This is a genomic window from Mycoplasmopsis bovigenitalium (assembly GCF_002356075.1).
GTDB classification, from domain to species: domain Bacteria; phylum Bacillota_I; class Bacilli_A; order Mycoplasmatales; family Metamycoplasmataceae; genus Mycoplasmopsis; species Mycoplasmopsis bovigenitalium_A.
Genome location: NZ_AP017902.1, coordinates 587,311 through 605,000, shown reverse-complemented (window position 1 = coordinate 605,000; position 17,690 = coordinate 587,311). Strand labels below are relative to the sequence as shown.

General features: G+C 26.8%; 15 protein-coding genes. 9 read left to right on the top strand and 6 right to left on the bottom strand.

Annotated elements, in window-relative coordinates; all coding sequences use genetic code 4:
* Window positions 1-45 precede the first annotated feature (45 nt).
* The 6 genes from MBVG596_RS02625 (at window position 46) to MBVG596_RS02595 (ending at window position 8,885) form a co-directional block, all read left to right on the top strand.
* Window positions 46-1,269, top strand: a complete 1,224-nt coding sequence (locus MBVG596_RS02625; RefSeq protein WP_096386880.1) for a trigger factor-related chaperone — start codon at window positions 46-48, stop codon at window positions 1,267-1,269.
* A 235-nt stretch (window positions 1,270-1,504) separates the two neighbouring features.
* Window positions 1,505-2,242, top strand: a complete 738-nt coding sequence (locus MBVG596_RS02620) for a hypothetical protein (RefSeq protein WP_096386875.1) — start codon at window positions 1,505-1,507, stop codon at window positions 2,240-2,242.
* Window positions 2,233-3,594 (top strand): MAG4530 family protein, encoded by a 1,362-nt coding sequence (locus tag MBVG596_RS02615; protein ID WP_096386872.1) that lies wholly within the window; start codon window positions 2,233-2,235, stop codon window positions 3,592-3,594. Before MBVG596_RS02620 ends, MBVG596_RS02615 begins: the two co-directional genes overlap by 10 nt.
* A gap of 763 nt (window positions 3,595-4,357) precedes the next feature.
* Window positions 4,358-5,749, top strand: a complete 1,392-nt coding sequence (locus MBVG596_RS02605) for an MAG4530 family protein (protein WP_096386866.1) — start codon at window positions 4,358-4,360, stop codon at window positions 5,747-5,749.
* 678 nt (window positions 5,750-6,427) lie between these two features.
* Window positions 6,428-7,471, top strand: coding sequence for an LLM class flavin-dependent oxidoreductase (locus tag MBVG596_RS02600; protein ID WP_096386863.1), 1,044 nt, complete (start codon window positions 6,428-6,430; stop codon window positions 7,469-7,471).
* A gap of 94 nt (window positions 7,472-7,565) precedes the next feature.
* Window positions 7,566-8,885, top strand: a complete 1,320-nt coding sequence (locus MBVG596_RS02595) for a glycosyltransferase family 2 protein (RefSeq protein WP_096386860.1) — start codon at window positions 7,566-7,568, stop codon at window positions 8,883-8,885.
* 90 nt (window positions 8,886-8,975) lie between these two features.
* On the opposite strand, the gene MBVG596_RS02590 is transcribed toward MBVG596_RS02595, so the two are convergent.
* The 6 genes from MBVG596_RS02590 to gmk all read right to left on the bottom strand — a co-directional run bounded on the left by MBVG596_RS02590 (window position 8,976) and on the right by gmk (window position 14,274).
* Window positions 8,976-10,157: a hypothetical protein gene (locus MBVG596_RS02590; RefSeq protein ID WP_096386857.1), complete on the bottom strand. Its 1,182-nt coding sequence runs from the start codon at window positions 10,155-10,157 to the stop codon at window positions 8,976-8,978.
* 293 nt (window positions 10,158-10,450) lie between these two features.
* Window positions 10,451-11,101 carry a ribulose-phosphate 3-epimerase gene (locus MBVG596_RS02585; RefSeq protein WP_096386854.1) on the bottom strand — a complete coding sequence of 217 codons (651 nt, stop codon included), beginning with the start codon at window positions 11,099-11,101 and terminating at the stop codon, window positions 10,451-10,453.
* Window positions 11,094-11,930, bottom strand: coding sequence for a ribosome small subunit-dependent GTPase A (gene rsgA, locus MBVG596_RS02580; protein ID WP_096386851.1), 837 nt, complete (start codon window positions 11,928-11,930; stop codon window positions 11,094-11,096). The genes MBVG596_RS02585 and rsgA overlap by 8 nt, the downstream gene beginning before the upstream one ends.
* A 7-nt stretch (window positions 11,931-11,937) precedes the next feature.
* A complete protein-coding gene (locus MBVG596_RS02575; RefSeq protein WP_096386848.1) occupies window positions 11,938-12,921 on the bottom strand; it encodes a serine/threonine-protein kinase in 984 nt (327 codons plus the stop codon).
* Window positions 12,921-13,691, bottom strand: coding sequence for a PP2C family protein-serine/threonine phosphatase (locus tag MBVG596_RS02570; RefSeq protein WP_096386844.1), 771 nt, complete (start codon window positions 13,689-13,691; stop codon window positions 12,921-12,923). The genes MBVG596_RS02575 and MBVG596_RS02570 overlap by 1 nt, the downstream gene beginning before the upstream one ends.
* On the bottom strand, window positions 13,684-14,274 hold the full coding sequence (gmk, locus tag MBVG596_RS02565) for a guanylate kinase (protein WP_096386841.1): 591 nt from the start codon (window positions 14,272-14,274) through the stop codon (window positions 13,684-13,686). The genes MBVG596_RS02570 and gmk overlap by 8 nt, the downstream gene beginning before the upstream one ends.
* 231 nt (window positions 14,275-14,505) lie before the next feature.
* On the opposite strand from gmk, the gene secG reads away from it, so the two are divergent.
* Genes secG through MBVG596_RS02550 form a run of 3 tightly spaced genes read left to right on the top strand, consistent with a single transcriptional unit; the run spans window position 14,506 to window position 17,683 of the window.
* The gene (gene secG, locus MBVG596_RS02560; RefSeq protein ID WP_004421164.1) at window positions 14,506-14,745 is read left to right on the top strand and encodes a preprotein translocase subunit SecG; all 240 of its coding nucleotides are present in this window, start codon (window positions 14,506-14,508) and stop codon (window positions 14,743-14,745) included.
* 3 nt (window positions 14,746-14,748) lie between these two features.
* Window positions 14,749-16,923 carry a ribonuclease R gene (gene rnr, locus MBVG596_RS02555; protein WP_096386838.1) on the top strand — a complete coding sequence of 725 codons (2,175 nt, stop codon included), beginning with the start codon at window positions 14,749-14,751 and terminating at the stop codon, window positions 16,921-16,923.
* Window positions 16,895-17,683, top strand: a complete 789-nt coding sequence (locus tag MBVG596_RS02550; RefSeq protein WP_096386835.1) for a tRNA1(Val) (adenine(37)-N6)-methyltransferase — start codon at window positions 16,895-16,897, stop codon at window positions 17,681-17,683. Before rnr ends, MBVG596_RS02550 begins: the two co-directional genes overlap by 29 nt.
* The last annotated feature ends 7 nt before the right edge of the window (window positions 17,684-17,690 follow it).

The window sequence follows — 17,690 nt, the reverse complement described above, 5'->3', positions numbered from 1 at the left end:
TGCTTGTTTCTAAATTTATACAAATTACCCGAAAGGTTAGGCAAAATGATTAAATTCACAAGAGAAATATTAACACTAGATATTAGCAAAGAACAATTCAAAAAAGAAAAAAATGATGCTTTAATGTTTGCAATTAAATCAGGACAAGTTATAAAACCTGAAGAATTGAACCAGATGGCAACATCAAAATTAATTAATGAAAAAGTTAGTGAATTTGCTAACCATTTAAGAGAAAATCAAATAAATATCTTGCCAATCGGAAGACCATATGTAAGTATTTTAGAAAACAATGAAAATTTAAAGGCAAATATTCATTTGATTCGCTACGATCTAGAAGAAATTCTAAAATTTGATCTTAAAAGTGTGAAGATTAATTTCAAAGAGAATTTTCCATCAGATCAATTACTGAATGATGTTTGAGAAGATTTCAGAAAAAAACGCCCTGTTTATAAAGATGTTTTAGACAGAGATATTATTGAGCAAGATATTGTTTTAGTCGATTTACTTGCAACTAAGGATGGACAAACCATCCATAAGCAAGACCACATTAAATTGCAAGCTAAAAAAAACGAAAATTTTTCAATAAATAATGAGTTGATAGGCCAAAAAATAGGTCATGAATTTAGTTTTAATGATCCTGAAAATGTGTTTTGAACTGTTAAAATAATTTCAGCACAAATAGTCGAAGTTGAAGAATTAACTGAAGCAAATTTTGAACCAATGATTGAAGAAAATATAAATACAATACAAGAGTTAAGAAATGAATTTGAGTCTAATATTAAAAAAGAATTTGCCGGCAGAGAACTACTGAGATTTTTTGACGAATATGTATATAAATTAATTGAAGAAAATCAAATTGATGTTGCTCAAGAAGTAATTGATGAAACAATTAATAATTTAGCTCAAAGAGAAATGAATCCTAATGGATTACTAGCAAACATTGATTCACTAAAAAATATAGATATGCAAAACCCTATGCATGTTGAATTTATCCAAAGTGCTACATTTTATGCTAAAAGATCGGTAATAACTGAATTTGTTTTTAAAGCAATTAAAGAAGCTGTTGAAATAATGCCAACCCAAGAGATATTGGAAAATGAATTGAAATTTATAAACAAAACAATCAATAATCGTTCTGAAAATGAGATTAAATTTACGCCTGATAAAGTCATGGATATTCTAACTAAACATATGTATGTTATTGAATTAGTAAGAATGTTTAATCCTAATTTAGCGCAACAGTTCGAAACTTTATTAAAATTTAAATAGCGTGAGCTATTTTTATTTTTAGAAAGAAAATAATTTGACTAAAAATATTGAAAATACAATTGAATAAGTAAAATTTCAATACATATTTAAGGGGCGAATGAAGATAGAATTGGATTTTTAACATTTGGAAACAACAATTTTATAAAAATCAATGCTCTATATTTAGGACATATAAATATAGTAGTAATTTGGTATAATATAATTAATAAATTATTAATTATATAAGGTGACAAAAATGATTATTATAAATTCGCAACCACAAATAGAACAAGATAATAAAAACTTTTCTATTGAAGTATTAAAAAATACTCTAAATAATTTGAAAAGTATTTTTGATAAGGAAATTGCCGAAATTAAAACAGAATCTAATAATTTAACTTTGATGTCTTTTTCAAGCGCAAATAAAACAGTAAATGATTTTGTTACAAACGACGATTGAAATACTATAAATCATCGACTTTTTTGAGCTATACAGTCATATTTAGATTTTCATAAAACTGCCAAAAATATTTTAAGCGACTTGCATTCATTCTTATATAAATTAAATTCTTTGTGAGACGCGTCTGCGGCTGCTGCTGATTTCTTTGGCGCCCTTAATGAAAGCGGACAAACAGGTATTCAACCTATTGATACCAGTATTCTTGCTGGTAAAACTATTTTTACAGCACTTGGTTTATTGAAAAGAAGTGAAGAATTTTTAAATTATTCATGTGATTTTATTATTCATATTTTTAATGGAATTATACAAGTTTCTAAAAGTAAAAATATTGAAGAGTTACAAAATGCACTTAGAATTGCTAAAGATACTCTTAATAACATAAATTATAATTTATGAGACTATTTCTTTGTTCTAACTGCAAGAGATAAGGTTAGAAGATCGTCCGACACTATAAATGCTATATATCAAAAAGCAAATACACTTTATAATGATTATTTAAGAGAAGATTACTGGGGCTCATCATCATGATACTAGAAGACAAAATTGATTTAATTCATCGCTTTAAATTAATTAAGGAAAAACTTTATTTTCAATATATTCTCTTGTTTATATCTTTTATCTTTTTACCAATAATAGCTTTTTTTGCACTAGTGGCTATTATTGATCCCTCTTTTTATGGTCGCTCTTTTCCGCAAAATTCCAATAAAAGTAGCGGTTATCTTGTGATATCTATAATATTTATTCTTTTGTTTTGAGCATGCTTTTATGGTTTTAGCAAAAACATGTCTATTATCATGATTAACAAATATTTTCAATTCAATATTTTTAGAGCACTAAAATGATTTAAGATTTATCTTATCATCAATTTTCACTATGATATTTTCAAAATGATCAATGCAAAAAATAGCATAAGTGATAAGTTAAATACAAATTTAATTTCGTTTTTTGATTCTAAAGGTTTAGTTCTCCATGGTAGTGGTTCAATAAATTTTGCTTATAATGACTTTTGAAGAAAAAATAATGATTTAGACTTCGCTTCTGCTTCAAATGAGACAAAATGCATTGATGCTAAGTCGCTTGAAAATCTTGAAGAAAAATTCAAAGATTTTGCTGCTAGCAAATATCAGTACAACAATATAAAAATTGAAGTTTTATACTCAAAATACATTCCTAAAAGGTTTATTACTACAAAAAATAATATTAAGATTCCAAATATAAATTTCATGATTGCTATGAAAATACACCAAATACTTCAATTATATTTAGTAAATAATGACGATAAAATATCCAAATTAGAATACGAAGTCAAAATTAAGAATTCTTATATTGATTTAGCATTTTTGTTAAGCAAAAACAATTATTGAAACTATAAAAAAATTACAGAAGCGTTTTCGCATTTGTATTTGTCTAATTATTTCTTACAATTTTATTTGAATAAAAATATTTTTGATTTTTCAAAACCACAAAACACTGAAAAATTTTTGGAATTTGTCAAGTTAAACAATTCAAAAAACATTAATTTTTCAGAAGTGTATTTATTCATTAGAAATTTTGTTAAGTTAATAGATAAAAATATTTTTGTAAAAAGTATTGGCAATGGAATTAATAAGATCCTTGAAAATAAATATTCTTTATATAATAAATTTATTAATGAACCTAAATTAAACAAAAACAATTTTTCATCTCTAAAATGAACTTTTGCTAATGAGTATGAAAAGAATGTTTTTTTAAATAAGTACTACAAAAATATAGATGTACAAAATCCAATAGTTAATTGCTTTTTGAATGAATTGAATAGCACAGACAACAATATGCTCGATGTTAGAAAAATTTTATTATATGAACTGACTCAAAAAATGGAGCTAGTTTATGAATCGAAAAAATAAAATAATCTTTTCTCAACTATGCGTGCTTATTTCAATTGTTCTTTGTTTGTTTATTCTTACGATTTATCCAATATTAGATAGATTTAATCAACTATGTCGCATATTCAGTATTAAATCATTTGAATTTTCATCTGCAATAAATTTGTCTCTAACCTTTATATTTATAGCATTGCTATTATCTTTTGTTGTTTATTTTTCACTTGACTCATCTGTTTATATACATATCTTTAAATACAAAATTTTGGTTATAGTATCTTGTTTATTATTAGCAGTTATGATGTTTATAGCCGTTTTCATTTCATATGCTTTAAATGTTGTTGATAATAAGAATCACATTACTATATCAATAATTCTATATTTTGCTAATTTTCTATTAATTGTATTCTCGTTGTCTTGTATTATTACAACATTAATATTAATTAAGAAGGCTTAAATAAATAATTGTTAATTTATACTTGCAAAATAAAAGCAACTTTAAATTGTAAAAAAAGAAAGTCGCTTGATTATAAGTTCAAGTGCAACATGCGCACTTGAACTTACTATTTAGGAATGCATCTAGATTTTATCTAGGTGCATTTTACTTTTGGAATTTACAGATTTTTTTGTGTGCGTGAAAATGTATTTTAGGACATTTCCTTTTTTTCATGTTTTATAAATAGTATATTTATAAAGTATAATATATGTATATATACAAATAAAAATAAGAAATAAGTAAGAAATGAGGCTTTTAATTATATTAGATAAACTTTTTTGGGGGTAATTAATGATATTAAAAGAAAAATTAGATGCTCTGCAAAGTTCCAAACTAATTAAAAAAACATTAGTGTATCAATATTTGTTCTTAATAATTTCGCTTTTATTCTCTATTTTTATTTTAATGCTAGTTGTTTTATTTTGTATTAGCCCTTCTAAATATGTAAGTTTTTGGTTTAGTAATGTTGAAAACAGTAAAAATAAAATTTCTGTATATGAATTCGTAATTGTTTCCACTATATTACTTTTTTGAGCCGGAGTTTTTGGAATTGTTAAGTCAATTTCTATAATTATGATAAATACTTATTATAAATTTAATATTTTCCGAGCTTTGAAATGATTTAATGTTTATCTCATTATTAGGATGAAATATAACATGTTCAAAAAAATCAATTTAATAAACCGTAATGCTACGCAAGATATTGAACTAATTAATTATATGAATAGCAAAAATCTTATATTGCATGGTAGCGCTTCTATTAATTTTGCTTACAACGATTATTGAAGATTGTCCAATGATTATGATTTTGCTTCAAAATCATTAGCACCACAGTTTGCTAAACCCAAAGAAGTGGAAAATTTAAAATTATTATTTAATGATTTTGTTGCCAGCAAATATGAATATAAAAACATTAATGTTGAAATATTATATGGAAAATATATACCAGCTAGATTTCTTAGAAAAAAACATAATATTGATATACCTAATATTCATTTAATGATTGGCATGAAAATACACCAACTTTTGCATTTATATCTAGCTTCGCAAAATAAAATTGATTCTATTGAGTTATTTAACCAAAAGGCAAAAAATACGTTTATTGATTTATGTTTTTTATTAAATAAAAGTAAATATTGGAATTTTAATAAATTAAAAAATACATTTAATTTCTTATATTTATCTAATTATTTAGTTCAGTTTTTCCTAAATAGACAAGTTTTTGAATTTACTGATAATGACGAAATAAACAAGTTCATTTTGTTTGTAAGAGAAATCAGTTTAATGAATGAATACTATGCTGAAGGCTATCAATTTATAAAATTATTTATTGAATCAGTTGAAAAAGATATTTTCATTAAGCATATTGGCAAAGAAATAAATAGTAATATAAAGAATAGAAGTCAATTTTACAATAGACTTATTGAAAATTCAAAATCAAGTAATAGAAACGTTCAATCATTTCAATGAACATTTATAACACAAAGCGAAAAAGAGATTTTTTTACATAAGTTTTATGAAAAATTAAATAATGAAAACAAGCACCTTCTTAATGAAATGATTAGTGATTTTCAAGAAGGCGAACAAGAAAAATCAATTGATATAAGACTGTTGCTTTTATATGAATTAAGTAAAAATATGGAGAAGTATTGTGCAAAAGCAAAACAAGATGAATGTAATTAAACTATCAATAATTTGCTCATTATTAATTCTAGTCGCATTGTTTTATTTGATGCCATTTCTTGTTAAATATACAGATTTTGCCTTTTCAATAGTTACCGGTATTCTTTTAATTTTTGTTTTAGTATTATCAATTTTATTTTCATTTAGTTTTGCAATCTACCCTTTAATGCATAAATATCGCATTTCATTTATATGCTTTATTATTATTTTATGTTTTTTATGGGCTGCTTCTTTCTTAGTGATACTTCTTTATGGACATTTTAATAAATTGCCTCTATTAGTATTTACCTTACCATTAAACCTATTTATTATTTTCTGGATTACTTGCATTATATTTATTTCCATAAAAATGATTTTATTTATTAAAAAAATGTCTAACCTTTTAATGCAAAATATTGCATCTTTTTATTATTAATCAAAGCCTTGTATAAATAATTTGTTTTACTCGCTTAATATACCCTTTAAATTTAAAAAAATCAATGCTCTATTCATTCTTAAAGTAAAATGCACCAAGCAATAAATCTTGGTGCATTTTAAATAGTAAGTGCAACATAAGCACTTGAACTTACTATTTAGAATAGCATACGCTATTTTTATTATATAATGCGAATAATTGAATCAATAATATTGAAAAAACAATTGAATAAGTAAAATTTGGATATATATTTAAGGAGTAAAGTGAAAATAGAATTAGGAATTTCAACATTCGGAGAAACAACCATTTTAGAAAAATCAAAAGAAACATTTACTCATCAGCAAAGAATTCAACAAATGATCGAAGAGATCAAACTTGCTGACAAAGTTGGTTTAGATATTTATGCCGTTGGTGAGCACCATAGAGAGGATTTTGCAGTTTCGAGTCCTGAAATGATACTTGCAGCAGGGGCTGCGGTGAGCAAAAATATCAAACTTTCAAGCGCAGTGACTGTTCTTTCGTCAAATGACCCTGTTAGGGTGTATCAAAATTTTGCTCACGTAGATGCTATTTCAAATGGTAGAGCAGAAATAATGGTTGGAAGAGGTTCTTTTACAGAATCATTCCCGCTTTTTGGTTATGATTTGAATGATTATGATGAACTTTTCAAGGGAAAACTTGAAATGCTAATCAAAATTAAGGAAAATAAAATTTTAAATTGAAAAGGCAAATTTACACAGAGTATTAACAATAAGGGTATATATCCAAGAGCATTAGATATGCCAATTTGAGTTGCAACTGGCGGAAACATTGAATCTACAATTGAAATCGCAAAAAAAGGATTGCCAATAACCTATGCAATTATTGGCGGCAATCCGCTTGCTTTCAAAAGAATAATTGAATTTTACAGAGCCGTTGGTCAACAATTTGGGCATAAAATTGATGATTTAAAAGTTGGCGCTCATTTTTGAGGATATGTAAATGAAAACAAACAAAAAGCACAAGATGATTACTTTTTTCCAACAAAACAATTAGTTGACAATGTTGCTAAAACCAGAAAATCTTGAAAAGAACTAGATAGAGACGCTTACAATAACATGATTTCAGACCAAGGAGCAATGATTGTTGGGGATGTTGAACTAGTGGCGGAAAAAATTATTAAAATAATTGAAGAATTACAATTAAATCGTTTTTTGCTTCACTTGCCAACTGGTTCAATGCCTCACGATGATATAATGAACGCTATTAAAATATATGGTGAGCAAGTTGCACCAATAGTTAGAAATTACTTTTTGAATAAGAAATAAACTGATTTGGTAATTTTTAATTCTGTATATATAAAGCTAACCAATTTAAATAAATAATGTATTATTTATAAAAAATAAAACAATGGAGAGATTTATGGATAATCTAGTTTTAATCACTAAAATATTTTTTTGACTAACATTTTCAGTTGGGCTTTGCTTCTTTATTTTATACTCGTTTGATTGATTAAATTTCTTTAATTCTTTAAGAAAGAAACAAAATTTATCAAATTATTCTCCTAAAAAATTAAGATCTTTTGCGATTGTTATTCCTGCCAGAGATGAAAGTAATGTTGTTAAAGACCTTATTGCTTCAATTCAAAGACAAAAATATTATGGTTTAATTGATATTTATCTTGTCGCCGATAATTGCACAGATAATAGAGCTACATATAACGTTGGCAAGAAACTTGGAGTCAATGTTCTTGAAAGATTTAATAATATAAACAGGGGGGGGAACTTTGCAATTCAACATGCGCTTAGATATATAAGGGATAATAACTTATTAGATAAGTATGATTGCTATTGTTCATTTGATGCAGATAATTTACTTGATGAAAACTGGGTATCTGAAGTCAACAAAACCTATGATTACTACGAATGTAGTGTAGTTACCTCATATCGAAATTCAATTAATTTCAAAGATAATTGAATTTCGAGTTCATATGCTATTCAATTCATCAAAGAATCAGACATAAATAATAAATCACGTTCACTTTTCAATGCACCACAATACATAAATGGCACTGGGTTTTCATTCACAAGGGAAATTTTGCAACAAACTAATTTCTGAGATTTTAATAGTTTAAGCCACGACGTAGAATTTTCCCAATGATTATTGATCAATAATATAAAAACAAATTACGCAGAAAATGCGATCTTTTATGATGAGCAGCCAATTGTTTATAAAGACTCAATTAAACAAAGAACACGATGATCTGTTGGATTTAATCAAGTCTTTAAAATGTATGGTGGTAGTGTATTTTGTTCATTATTCAAACCAAAACGCAGTAAATTTTCTGCGTATAGCAATTATTTAATGATTTTTCCTGCAATAATAACTTTTTTAACTAACATATTACTTTATCTTATAACATCAAGTTTATATTTAGCTAGCTTTTTATTAATCAAAAACAATGGTCTAGAGCATGTATATTCTGAATTTAACTTAGCAAGTACATTAATATATATTTTATCTACGCCATTAATTATTTTATTCACAATTTGAATCAACTTATTTTTACAAGGGATTTTTGTTGTTGTTAAAAATAAAAAGAGAATAAAAGCAAACAAATGGCAAAAATTTATTTCAATATTAGCTTACCCGACTTTTATGCTGACTTATATACCAATTTCACTAAAAGCATTATTCATCAAAAAATTTTCAACAAAACCTATTCAAAGAAAAGCGCGATAGTAGCAAATTATGCAAAATAAACCAGGAATGCCTGGCTTATTTTTACTAATTTCAATATAAATTCAATTGAATTGGTTATTTTTAAACAAACTAAGAAGTAAACACAATAATATCTTCATTAGAGTTTGTTTGCTTATTGTGTTGCTCAATTAATTTTCCTATGTTAATAATATTGAAATCATCAATCGCATGAAGTAATCTTGCATCTGTTGCATAAACATAAAATCATTTTTTGTAATTTGGATACATATTAGTAATGCTGTAACCTAAATTAAACGAAAATTTTTTTGTTGTAGCGTTTTCAACCCTATTATTTGCCAACATTTCGATGAATTTATCATATGTCATTGGTTTAATGTTTTTAACAATTTTTAATTCGTAACCAACCCTATTCTCAAAACCAAATTCAGATTTATTAACATATAATTGATATTCAGTAAATTCATTAAATACATCAGTTATTTCTAAATTAAGTTGCTTATACTCGGTTTCATCGCCAATGTGAATATTTTTAACTTTATAAGGGTATCTACTTTCCTTAAATGATTGTTCATCAAATTTTGGTGTCCGTATTTGTTTAGGATCGTTTTTAGGTTTATTTGGAATTTCTCAAGTGCCAAAAGGTCTTAAATATTGGATTAATAGTTCTGAGTACGATTTAACAAAATAGTTATTTATATGTTCAAGGTACCTATGAAAATGATCAGTTGGCGAAAAATATTCACGCGTAATAATTTTTTGGTCATAAGGGTGTTTTTTTCGTCAATAATAAGGTGAATAATATAACTTTGCTTTTTCATGAACACTAATTGCTTTTATCGGGTTAGTTGTTTGCTCGTGATTTTTACTATTTGCAGTTATCCTAAAAAGATTGTTTTTTTGTGACTTAAAATAATTCTCGGGATAATATGAATTATGTTGGTCATAGTACTTATCTTCGAAAAAATTCAAATCAATACGCGGGTTATTGATTGTATACAAAAAAGATAAGTAATCTAAATCTACTTTAGAAAAGTTTTTAACAGTGTTAATAAAATAATCTTTAACATATTTTTCCACGGATAAATTAATGTTATTAAACAACAAATTTTGAATTAATAATTGTGTAAAATCGGGATGTTTTGTTGAATTAAATTCAATATTAAATTTTTCTTTTAAAGCATTCTCAAGAAATGTGTTTTTTGTATATTGATTGGTTTTATTTTGCGTACAACTAATAGGTAATAGTGGTAATAAAATTGTGGGAAAAATAAATTTTGCAACTGGCTTCACTTAAAACTCCATATTATTAATATCTATATTTTAATTTTTGCATAAATAACAAACATAATTTAAAAATGATGTTTATCAAACCAATAAAAATACTTTATCACAAAATATTCCACTTTTTTATCGTAAATTTTTTAGTGTAATTAAAGCTTTAGAAATATTTAGTAATTGAATTTGTCCAAAAAATGATTTTTTAATTTCCACTATGATAATCTATTGTAAATTAAAAAAACTAGGAATAAATACCTAGTTAATATTTACTAATTCCAATATAAATTCAATTGAAATGGTTATTTTTAACCTAGAATCGAATCAATTCTTGCTTTTGTTGGTTCTTTAATTAAAAATGTACCAGCAACGCACGCATCCGCACCCGCTTTAAAGCATTGAGGCCCTGTTGTTTCATTTATTCCGCCATCAACTTGAATTAAATATGTGTATTGTTTATTAGTTCTTAACTCTTTTAAAAGTTTTATCTTATCTAAAGCATTAGGCATGAATTTTTGCCCGCCTGCTCCAGGCTCAACAGACATAACAAGAACAAGAGCTAAATACGGTAGGAATTTTTCAATTTCTTTTACCTCAGTATTTGGTTTAATTGCTAAACCTATTTTATAATCATGGTGTTTTGATTTAAGAAAATCCAATAGTTCTTTTTTATTAATAGCTTCGAAATGAATTGTAATAACATCAACAACATCTTTGTAATATTCTATATAAGTTAGGGGATTTTCAACCATTAAGTGAGCATCCATAAAGTGTTTTGTTGTCGATTGCTTTATTTGTTTTATTTCTTCAAGTTCAATAGCTAAATTTGGTACAAATTTACCATCCATAACATCATAATGAATTCATTTAATACCTTCATTAATCAATGTTTGTGCCATTTGCGCTCTTTTACCATACTCAACATTTAATAAAGAAGGTGTAACATTTTTTCTATTCATTTTTAGCCTCTTTCATCATTTTTAAATAATTTTTATATCTAAATTCAGGAATAGTTCCATCTTTAAGATGCAATTTTACATTACACCAAGATTCAGGCTCATCAACATGCAAACACGACTTAAATTTACACATTTTTGACAATTCTTTAAACTGTTTGAATGAATTTGCGAGCTTAATTGGTTCTAAATTTATGTCCAGCGAACTAAAACCAGGAGTGTCAATTAATTCGCCACCTAATGTTTCAATAATTTGAACTACTCGTGTTGTATGCTTGCCACGGTTTGCAAATTTTGAAATCTCTTGAGTTTCAAAATTTGTGCCAGCAACAGCATTTATAAATGTTGTTTTGCCAACACCACTTTGCCCCATTAAAGATATAACTTTTCCCTCAAAAATACAACGTAAATCTTGTTTTAAATTCCCGTTTTTATAATCAATTTCATAAACAGGATAGCCCATTGATTTATAAACATCTTTTCAATTCGAAAGTGCTAGGTCAATTTTAGTTATAAATAATAGCGGTTCAATATCGTGCGATTCAACAAATGCTAAATATTTATCAACTAAGTAAGATTGAAAATCCGGTTCAACAACAGACATAACTACAATAATTGTGTCAATATTAGCAACTTTAGGTCTAATAAAAGAATTTTTTCGCTCATATATTTCGCTAATAAATTTTTGTGGTTCAAATTCAACAATATCTCCAACAATTGGTGTTATATTTTTGTGTCTAAAAATTCCAGCAGCAGGCAAAAAATGCATATTGCCTTGCAAATCTTTAATATGGTATTTTCCGCCAGTTAAAGAATAAATTTTTCCTCTCACATTACTCCTAAATCAATGCAACTAGTAAAATTACACCAATAATCAACAATAGTAATAAAAATATTAAACAAGAATATAAGAATGTTTTTGAATTTATGACATCTTGAATATTTTTCTTAGCCCTTGCTTTTTTTGCATTATATGGCTTTTCATAATAACGTTCTGATGAGGCTGATGTTTTGATGTCTTCTCTAAATTCTCACATTGATTGGTGTCTGTATTCTGGTTTTTTATTGGTTGCCTTATAAATAACATTGGCTAGTGCTTGCAAATCAATGTATCTCATGATATCAGGCATTTGAGCAAATTTTTGTTTGCGAATTGTTTCCTCTGGATTTGCACCCTTAAAAGGATATTGGCCAGTTAGCATCTCATAAACCATTATTCCAAGAGCATAAATATCAGATTGGATTGTGGGCGTATTACCAGATTCACACAATTCAGGTGCTAAATAGTATAAAGAACCTATTATTTTGGCATCTTGGGTTAGTCTTTGTGAGTCATCTCCCAAAGACAAACCAAAGTCAATTAATTTTATATTTCTATCTTTTGTAACAATAATGTTGCTACTTTTAACATCTCTGTGAATAATTTTACTATTGTGTAATTCGCCCAAACCCTCTGCAATTTGCATTGCGTATTTTATGGCCGTTCTTGGTATTAATTTCCCGTTTTTAGCAATATGCTGAGTTAAATTATCACCTTCAACATATTCCATGACTAAAAATTGCTCTTCGTCGTCTGTGTATGCATCTATAAATTTAGCCACCATATTTGAATTAATTTTCTTGTAAATTTCAATCTCTTGTTTGAATCTTTTTATTGTATTTTCTTTGTCGCTATTTTCTTTTATTTGAAAATATTTCAACGCAAAAATTTCATGTGGCGGGTTTATTTCTTGGACTTTAAAAACTACACTAAACCCGCCATTTCCTAAGGTGCTTAAAATTTTGTATTTTTCATATACTTTACTCGTGCTTGCTGGTAACATTATTTACTCCATTTTGGTGAATTTATTATTGAATAGGCAACAGAAGCATTATCTGTAGAGCGATTTTCTAGGGCTAATTTAACAAGTTCTTCTGCAGTTTTTTGCGCATTTTTTTCTCTTTTTAGGGTTAATTCAATTGAAGGTTTATCAACAAAGCCATGAACTCCGTCACTAGTGCATAAAACACTATAAATTTTGTCAATATCATTACTGATATCAAAAACTTCAATTTTTGTTTTCTTTTGAGGGCCTAGTGCAGAAGTTAAAGCTGTATTATGCTTAATTTTTTTTGCTTTGGCTTCAGGCATTCCTTCTTCTCTTATTAATCTATTTAGCAAGTTATGGTCGATACTTATTTGCACTAAATCGCCATTAACTGTCAAAATATAAGTACGTGAATCACCAATATTAAAAACATAAAAGAATTTTTTCTCTGTATCAAATATTGCAGCAGCAACTGTTGTTCCCATATCAAGTTGTGCCTCATCATGCTCACCTAATTTTTTCATTTCAGCGCGCGCTTTATCAATATTTTGTTTAAATCAATTAGCATATTCTTCAATTGAATCATTTTTCAACGGAATTTGCGAATTGAATGCGTTTTTCAATATATTCACTGTTATTGAAGATGCATAAGAACCACCAAAATGACCACCCATACCATCGCAAATTATAAGCATTGATGTTGTATTTTTGTTTAATGCGGCCGCACGATCTTCATTTTCCATTCGAACATTACCAACTACACTTAATTCTGCTAAATTATTCATATAACTCTTTCATTAATAATTCAGTAATTTCATTTGCTGCACGATAAGGTTCATCATTAACAACTTTATATTTAAAAATATCTTGCTCTGCAAGTTCTTCATTAGCTTTAATCATTCGCTTAGTGATTGACTCTTCGGTTTCAGTGTTTCTGCCAATAATTCTTTGTTCTAGTTCCTCAAATGTTGGCGGCAGAATAAACACTGTAATTATGTTGTATTTCTTTGAAATTGAAGTATTTTCAAGAATTTTTTTCGCACCTTTTGTTTCAATTTCTAAAAATGGTACATAACCCTCATTGTGAATACGATCAATTTCAGTGAATAAAGTTCCATAGTAATTATCAAAGTGGAAATTGTATTCAATAAGTTCATTATTATTGATTTTTGAAGTAAATTCATCTTTTGAAATGAAAAAATAATGCTGACCATTTACTTCGCCAGAACGTGGTTGTCTTGTAGTTGCTGATATTGAGAGTTTAAGTTTTAAAAGTTCATTTTTGAATAGTATTTGTTCAATAGTCCCTTTTCCCACTCCACTAGGTCCAACAAAAATAATAATAGCATTTTTAGCATTCTTTTTCATATTCATAGTTGTTATATTATAAATTAAAGTAAATATTTATATAATTAATTTTAATATTAATATGATCAAACAAAAATGACATTTTTTTAAGTAAATTATTTTATTTTATTTTTTGACTTTTTCTTTTGATTTTTCAATTCAAAAAGTAAAAAAATAAAGAGTGAAAATATTATTTAGTATAGAAATTATTTATCTAATATATAATATAGAATATTAATATTAAGGAGTAGCATGCTAACACTAATTGTTTCTATAATAATCCTTGTGGTCGCAGTAATAATTATTATTGTGTCATTGATAATGTCTCCTGATTCAAATGGTTTTTCGGGAGCACTTGTAGGGTCAAGTGACTTACAACTTTTTAAAACTTCAAAGGAAAGGGGTACAAAAAAATTCTTAAAATGAGCAATGTTATCTCTTGGTGTGGGATTGATAATTCTTGCTCTTTTACTGAAAATATTTGTTAAATAATATATGACACTAATTGAAAAAATTCACAACTATGTTAAAGCTAAACCAAATTGTAATTTTTTGTCAATAGCAAAAGGATTACAAATACCTTTCAATAAAAATCATGAATTAACTTCATCAATTAATAAAATGTTGGATGAAAACTTACTTGTTAAAACTAGAGATCAAACATTTGTTGCAGTCGTTTTTAAATGCGAAATTGAGGGACAAATTCGCTTTGCGCAAGATGGCAAATTTGGATTTATAAACATTCAAACAGAGGACGAAGAAGAAAAAATATCATATTTTGTTCCTTCAAATAATTTCAATAATTCACTTTCTGGAGATATTGTCAAAGCCGCAGTTTATAAACAATTAGATGGTTCTGAAAAGACATTTGCCTCAGTCTTGGCAGTTATAGAAAGAAATGCTACTAAAATTTCAGGTGTTTTAGAGCTAAACAACTCATATTTATCATTTAAACCCCTTAAAAAAGAATTTGCTGGACATAAATTTATTATTAATGAATTCAAACAAGACGCAAGAATTAATGATGTAGTAATAGCTAAAATAAAATCAATAAAAGACAAAATTATTGAAATCGATATTATTGAAAAAGTGTCAAATGTTGAAGATCCACTTTGTTATGTTAAAACATTACTTTCTGAACGTGAATTACCAAAAGGTTTTGAAAAAAATGTTTTAGATGAAGCAAATAAAATTCCGGACAAAGTCCAAACTAAAGATTTAAAAAATAGATTTGATTTTAGAAATGATTTAGTTGTTACCATCGATGGTGAATATACCAAGGATTTTGATGACGCAATTAATGTCAAAAAAATAGACAATAAATTTTATGAACTTGCTGTTCATATTGCAGATGTTAGTTACTACGTTCAAGAAAATAGTGAAATTGATAAAGAGGCTTTAAAAAGAGGGACTTCAACATACCTCGCAAACCAAGTTATCCCAATGCTACCTGAAAAACTTTCAAATGGAATATGTTCTCTAAACCCAAATGAAGATCGATTAACAATGAGTATAATTATAAAAATTGACAATTACGGACAAACTGTTGATGCAAAATTAGTTCCTGGAATTATCAATTCAAAATACCGCTTAACTTATACCAGAGTTAACGAATTCATTCAAAATAATAAGAAATTCGACAATAATGAATTAAATAAAATGCTTTCTTTATGCTATGAATTAACTCAAAAATTACGTAAAGTAAAAAATGAAGAAGGCTATATTGATTTTGAAATTGAAGAACCAAAAATAATATTTGATAAAGACAATAATATTGTTGATGTTGTCTGTGATAAATCTGGTGAAAGTGAAAAAATGATTGAAGATTTCATGGTCAGAGCCAATGAAGAAACAGCTAAAATTTTATCAAAACATAAAATACCAATTTTGTATCGTGTTCATGAATCACCTAGCGATGAGAAACTAAATTATTTTAAAAATGTAATGAATGTTTTAAATATAAAAGTTGACATAGATTCAAACAATATTTCGCCCAAATCATTCCAAAATACAATTGAAAAAATAAAACAACAACGCTTTGATAGCTTCCTACAAATAATGTTTTTAAGAGCAATGTCAAAAGCAATTTATGATCCAAACAATATTGGTCACTTTGGTTTAGCCTCGGAATTTTATTGCCATTTTACAAGCCCTATACGTAGATATCCTGACTTAATGGTGCATAGAGCAATAAGAGACGTTTTATTCAATAATGATCGTACAAAGATTGAACATTTAAATAAAATTCTTCCTGTTATTGCTAAACAAAATAGCGACTCAGAAACAAGTGCTATGCAAGTAGAACGAGACACAAATGATTTGCTTTACGCATCATATTTTAGGGATAAAATTGGCCAAAGTTTCAATTGTCAAATAGTTAGTGTTGTTAAATTTGGTGTTTTTGTTGAATTCGACAACAAAACGAATGCCCTAGTTCACGTTTCAACAATGAGTGATGACAATTATCAAGCCAACTTTGAGTTAACTGAATTAGTTGGCGAAAAAACCAAAAATAAATATCGTTTAGGCGATAAAGTATCAGTTGTAATCACTAAGACTGACCCAATAAATGGTAAAGTTGATGCATGTTTTGTTAAAAACTACGCTGACTATTATTCGAATATTAAAAAGAGATTTAATAATGACAAAAAAGGCAGATTTTTCAAATAGAAATATTGTTAAAAATTCTTTAGGATTTGATTCAAATTTATATATTTATCAAGACAAAGATATGTTTAACTATTCTGTTGACACTATTTTGCTTGGTAATTTTGTATTTTTAAATAAAAAAATTACACACATATTGGAAATTGGCACTAATAATGGGGCATTGTCTATATTTATTGCTGACAGAAACCCGAAAATTAAAATAGATGCAATAGAAATTCAACAAAAAGCAGCAACACTAGCTCAGCATAATGTTGAAATAAATAATAAAGAAAAACAGATAAATGTAATTTGCGAAGATTTCAATAATTTTTATGCAAATCATGCCAAGCAATCTTTAAAAAAATATCAAAGTATTGTTATTAATCCTCCATTTTACACAGTTCAAAGTACAAAAATTGGTAAAAAAATTACCGAGGAAATGAAGATTGCAACTTTTGAAGTTACCCTAAATTTAGAGCAAATATTTATTGGCTGTTCTAAAATAATTGAACAAAAGGGTTATTTGACAATGGTTGTGCCAGTTGAGCGAATGGTTGATTGTTTTGAACACTCACGTAAATACAATTTTGAGCCAAAAAGAATTCAATTTATAATACCAAGAGTAAATGACAAGCCTAAACTTGTCTTAATTGAATATAGATATCAAGCAGGTTGAGGAGTTCACTTTTTACCAAATCTATATTTACACTCTCTTGAAGATAAAAATAATCACGATTATTTGCCAGAAATTAAAGAATTATATAAGCCAATAAAAGTTTAGGAGTAAT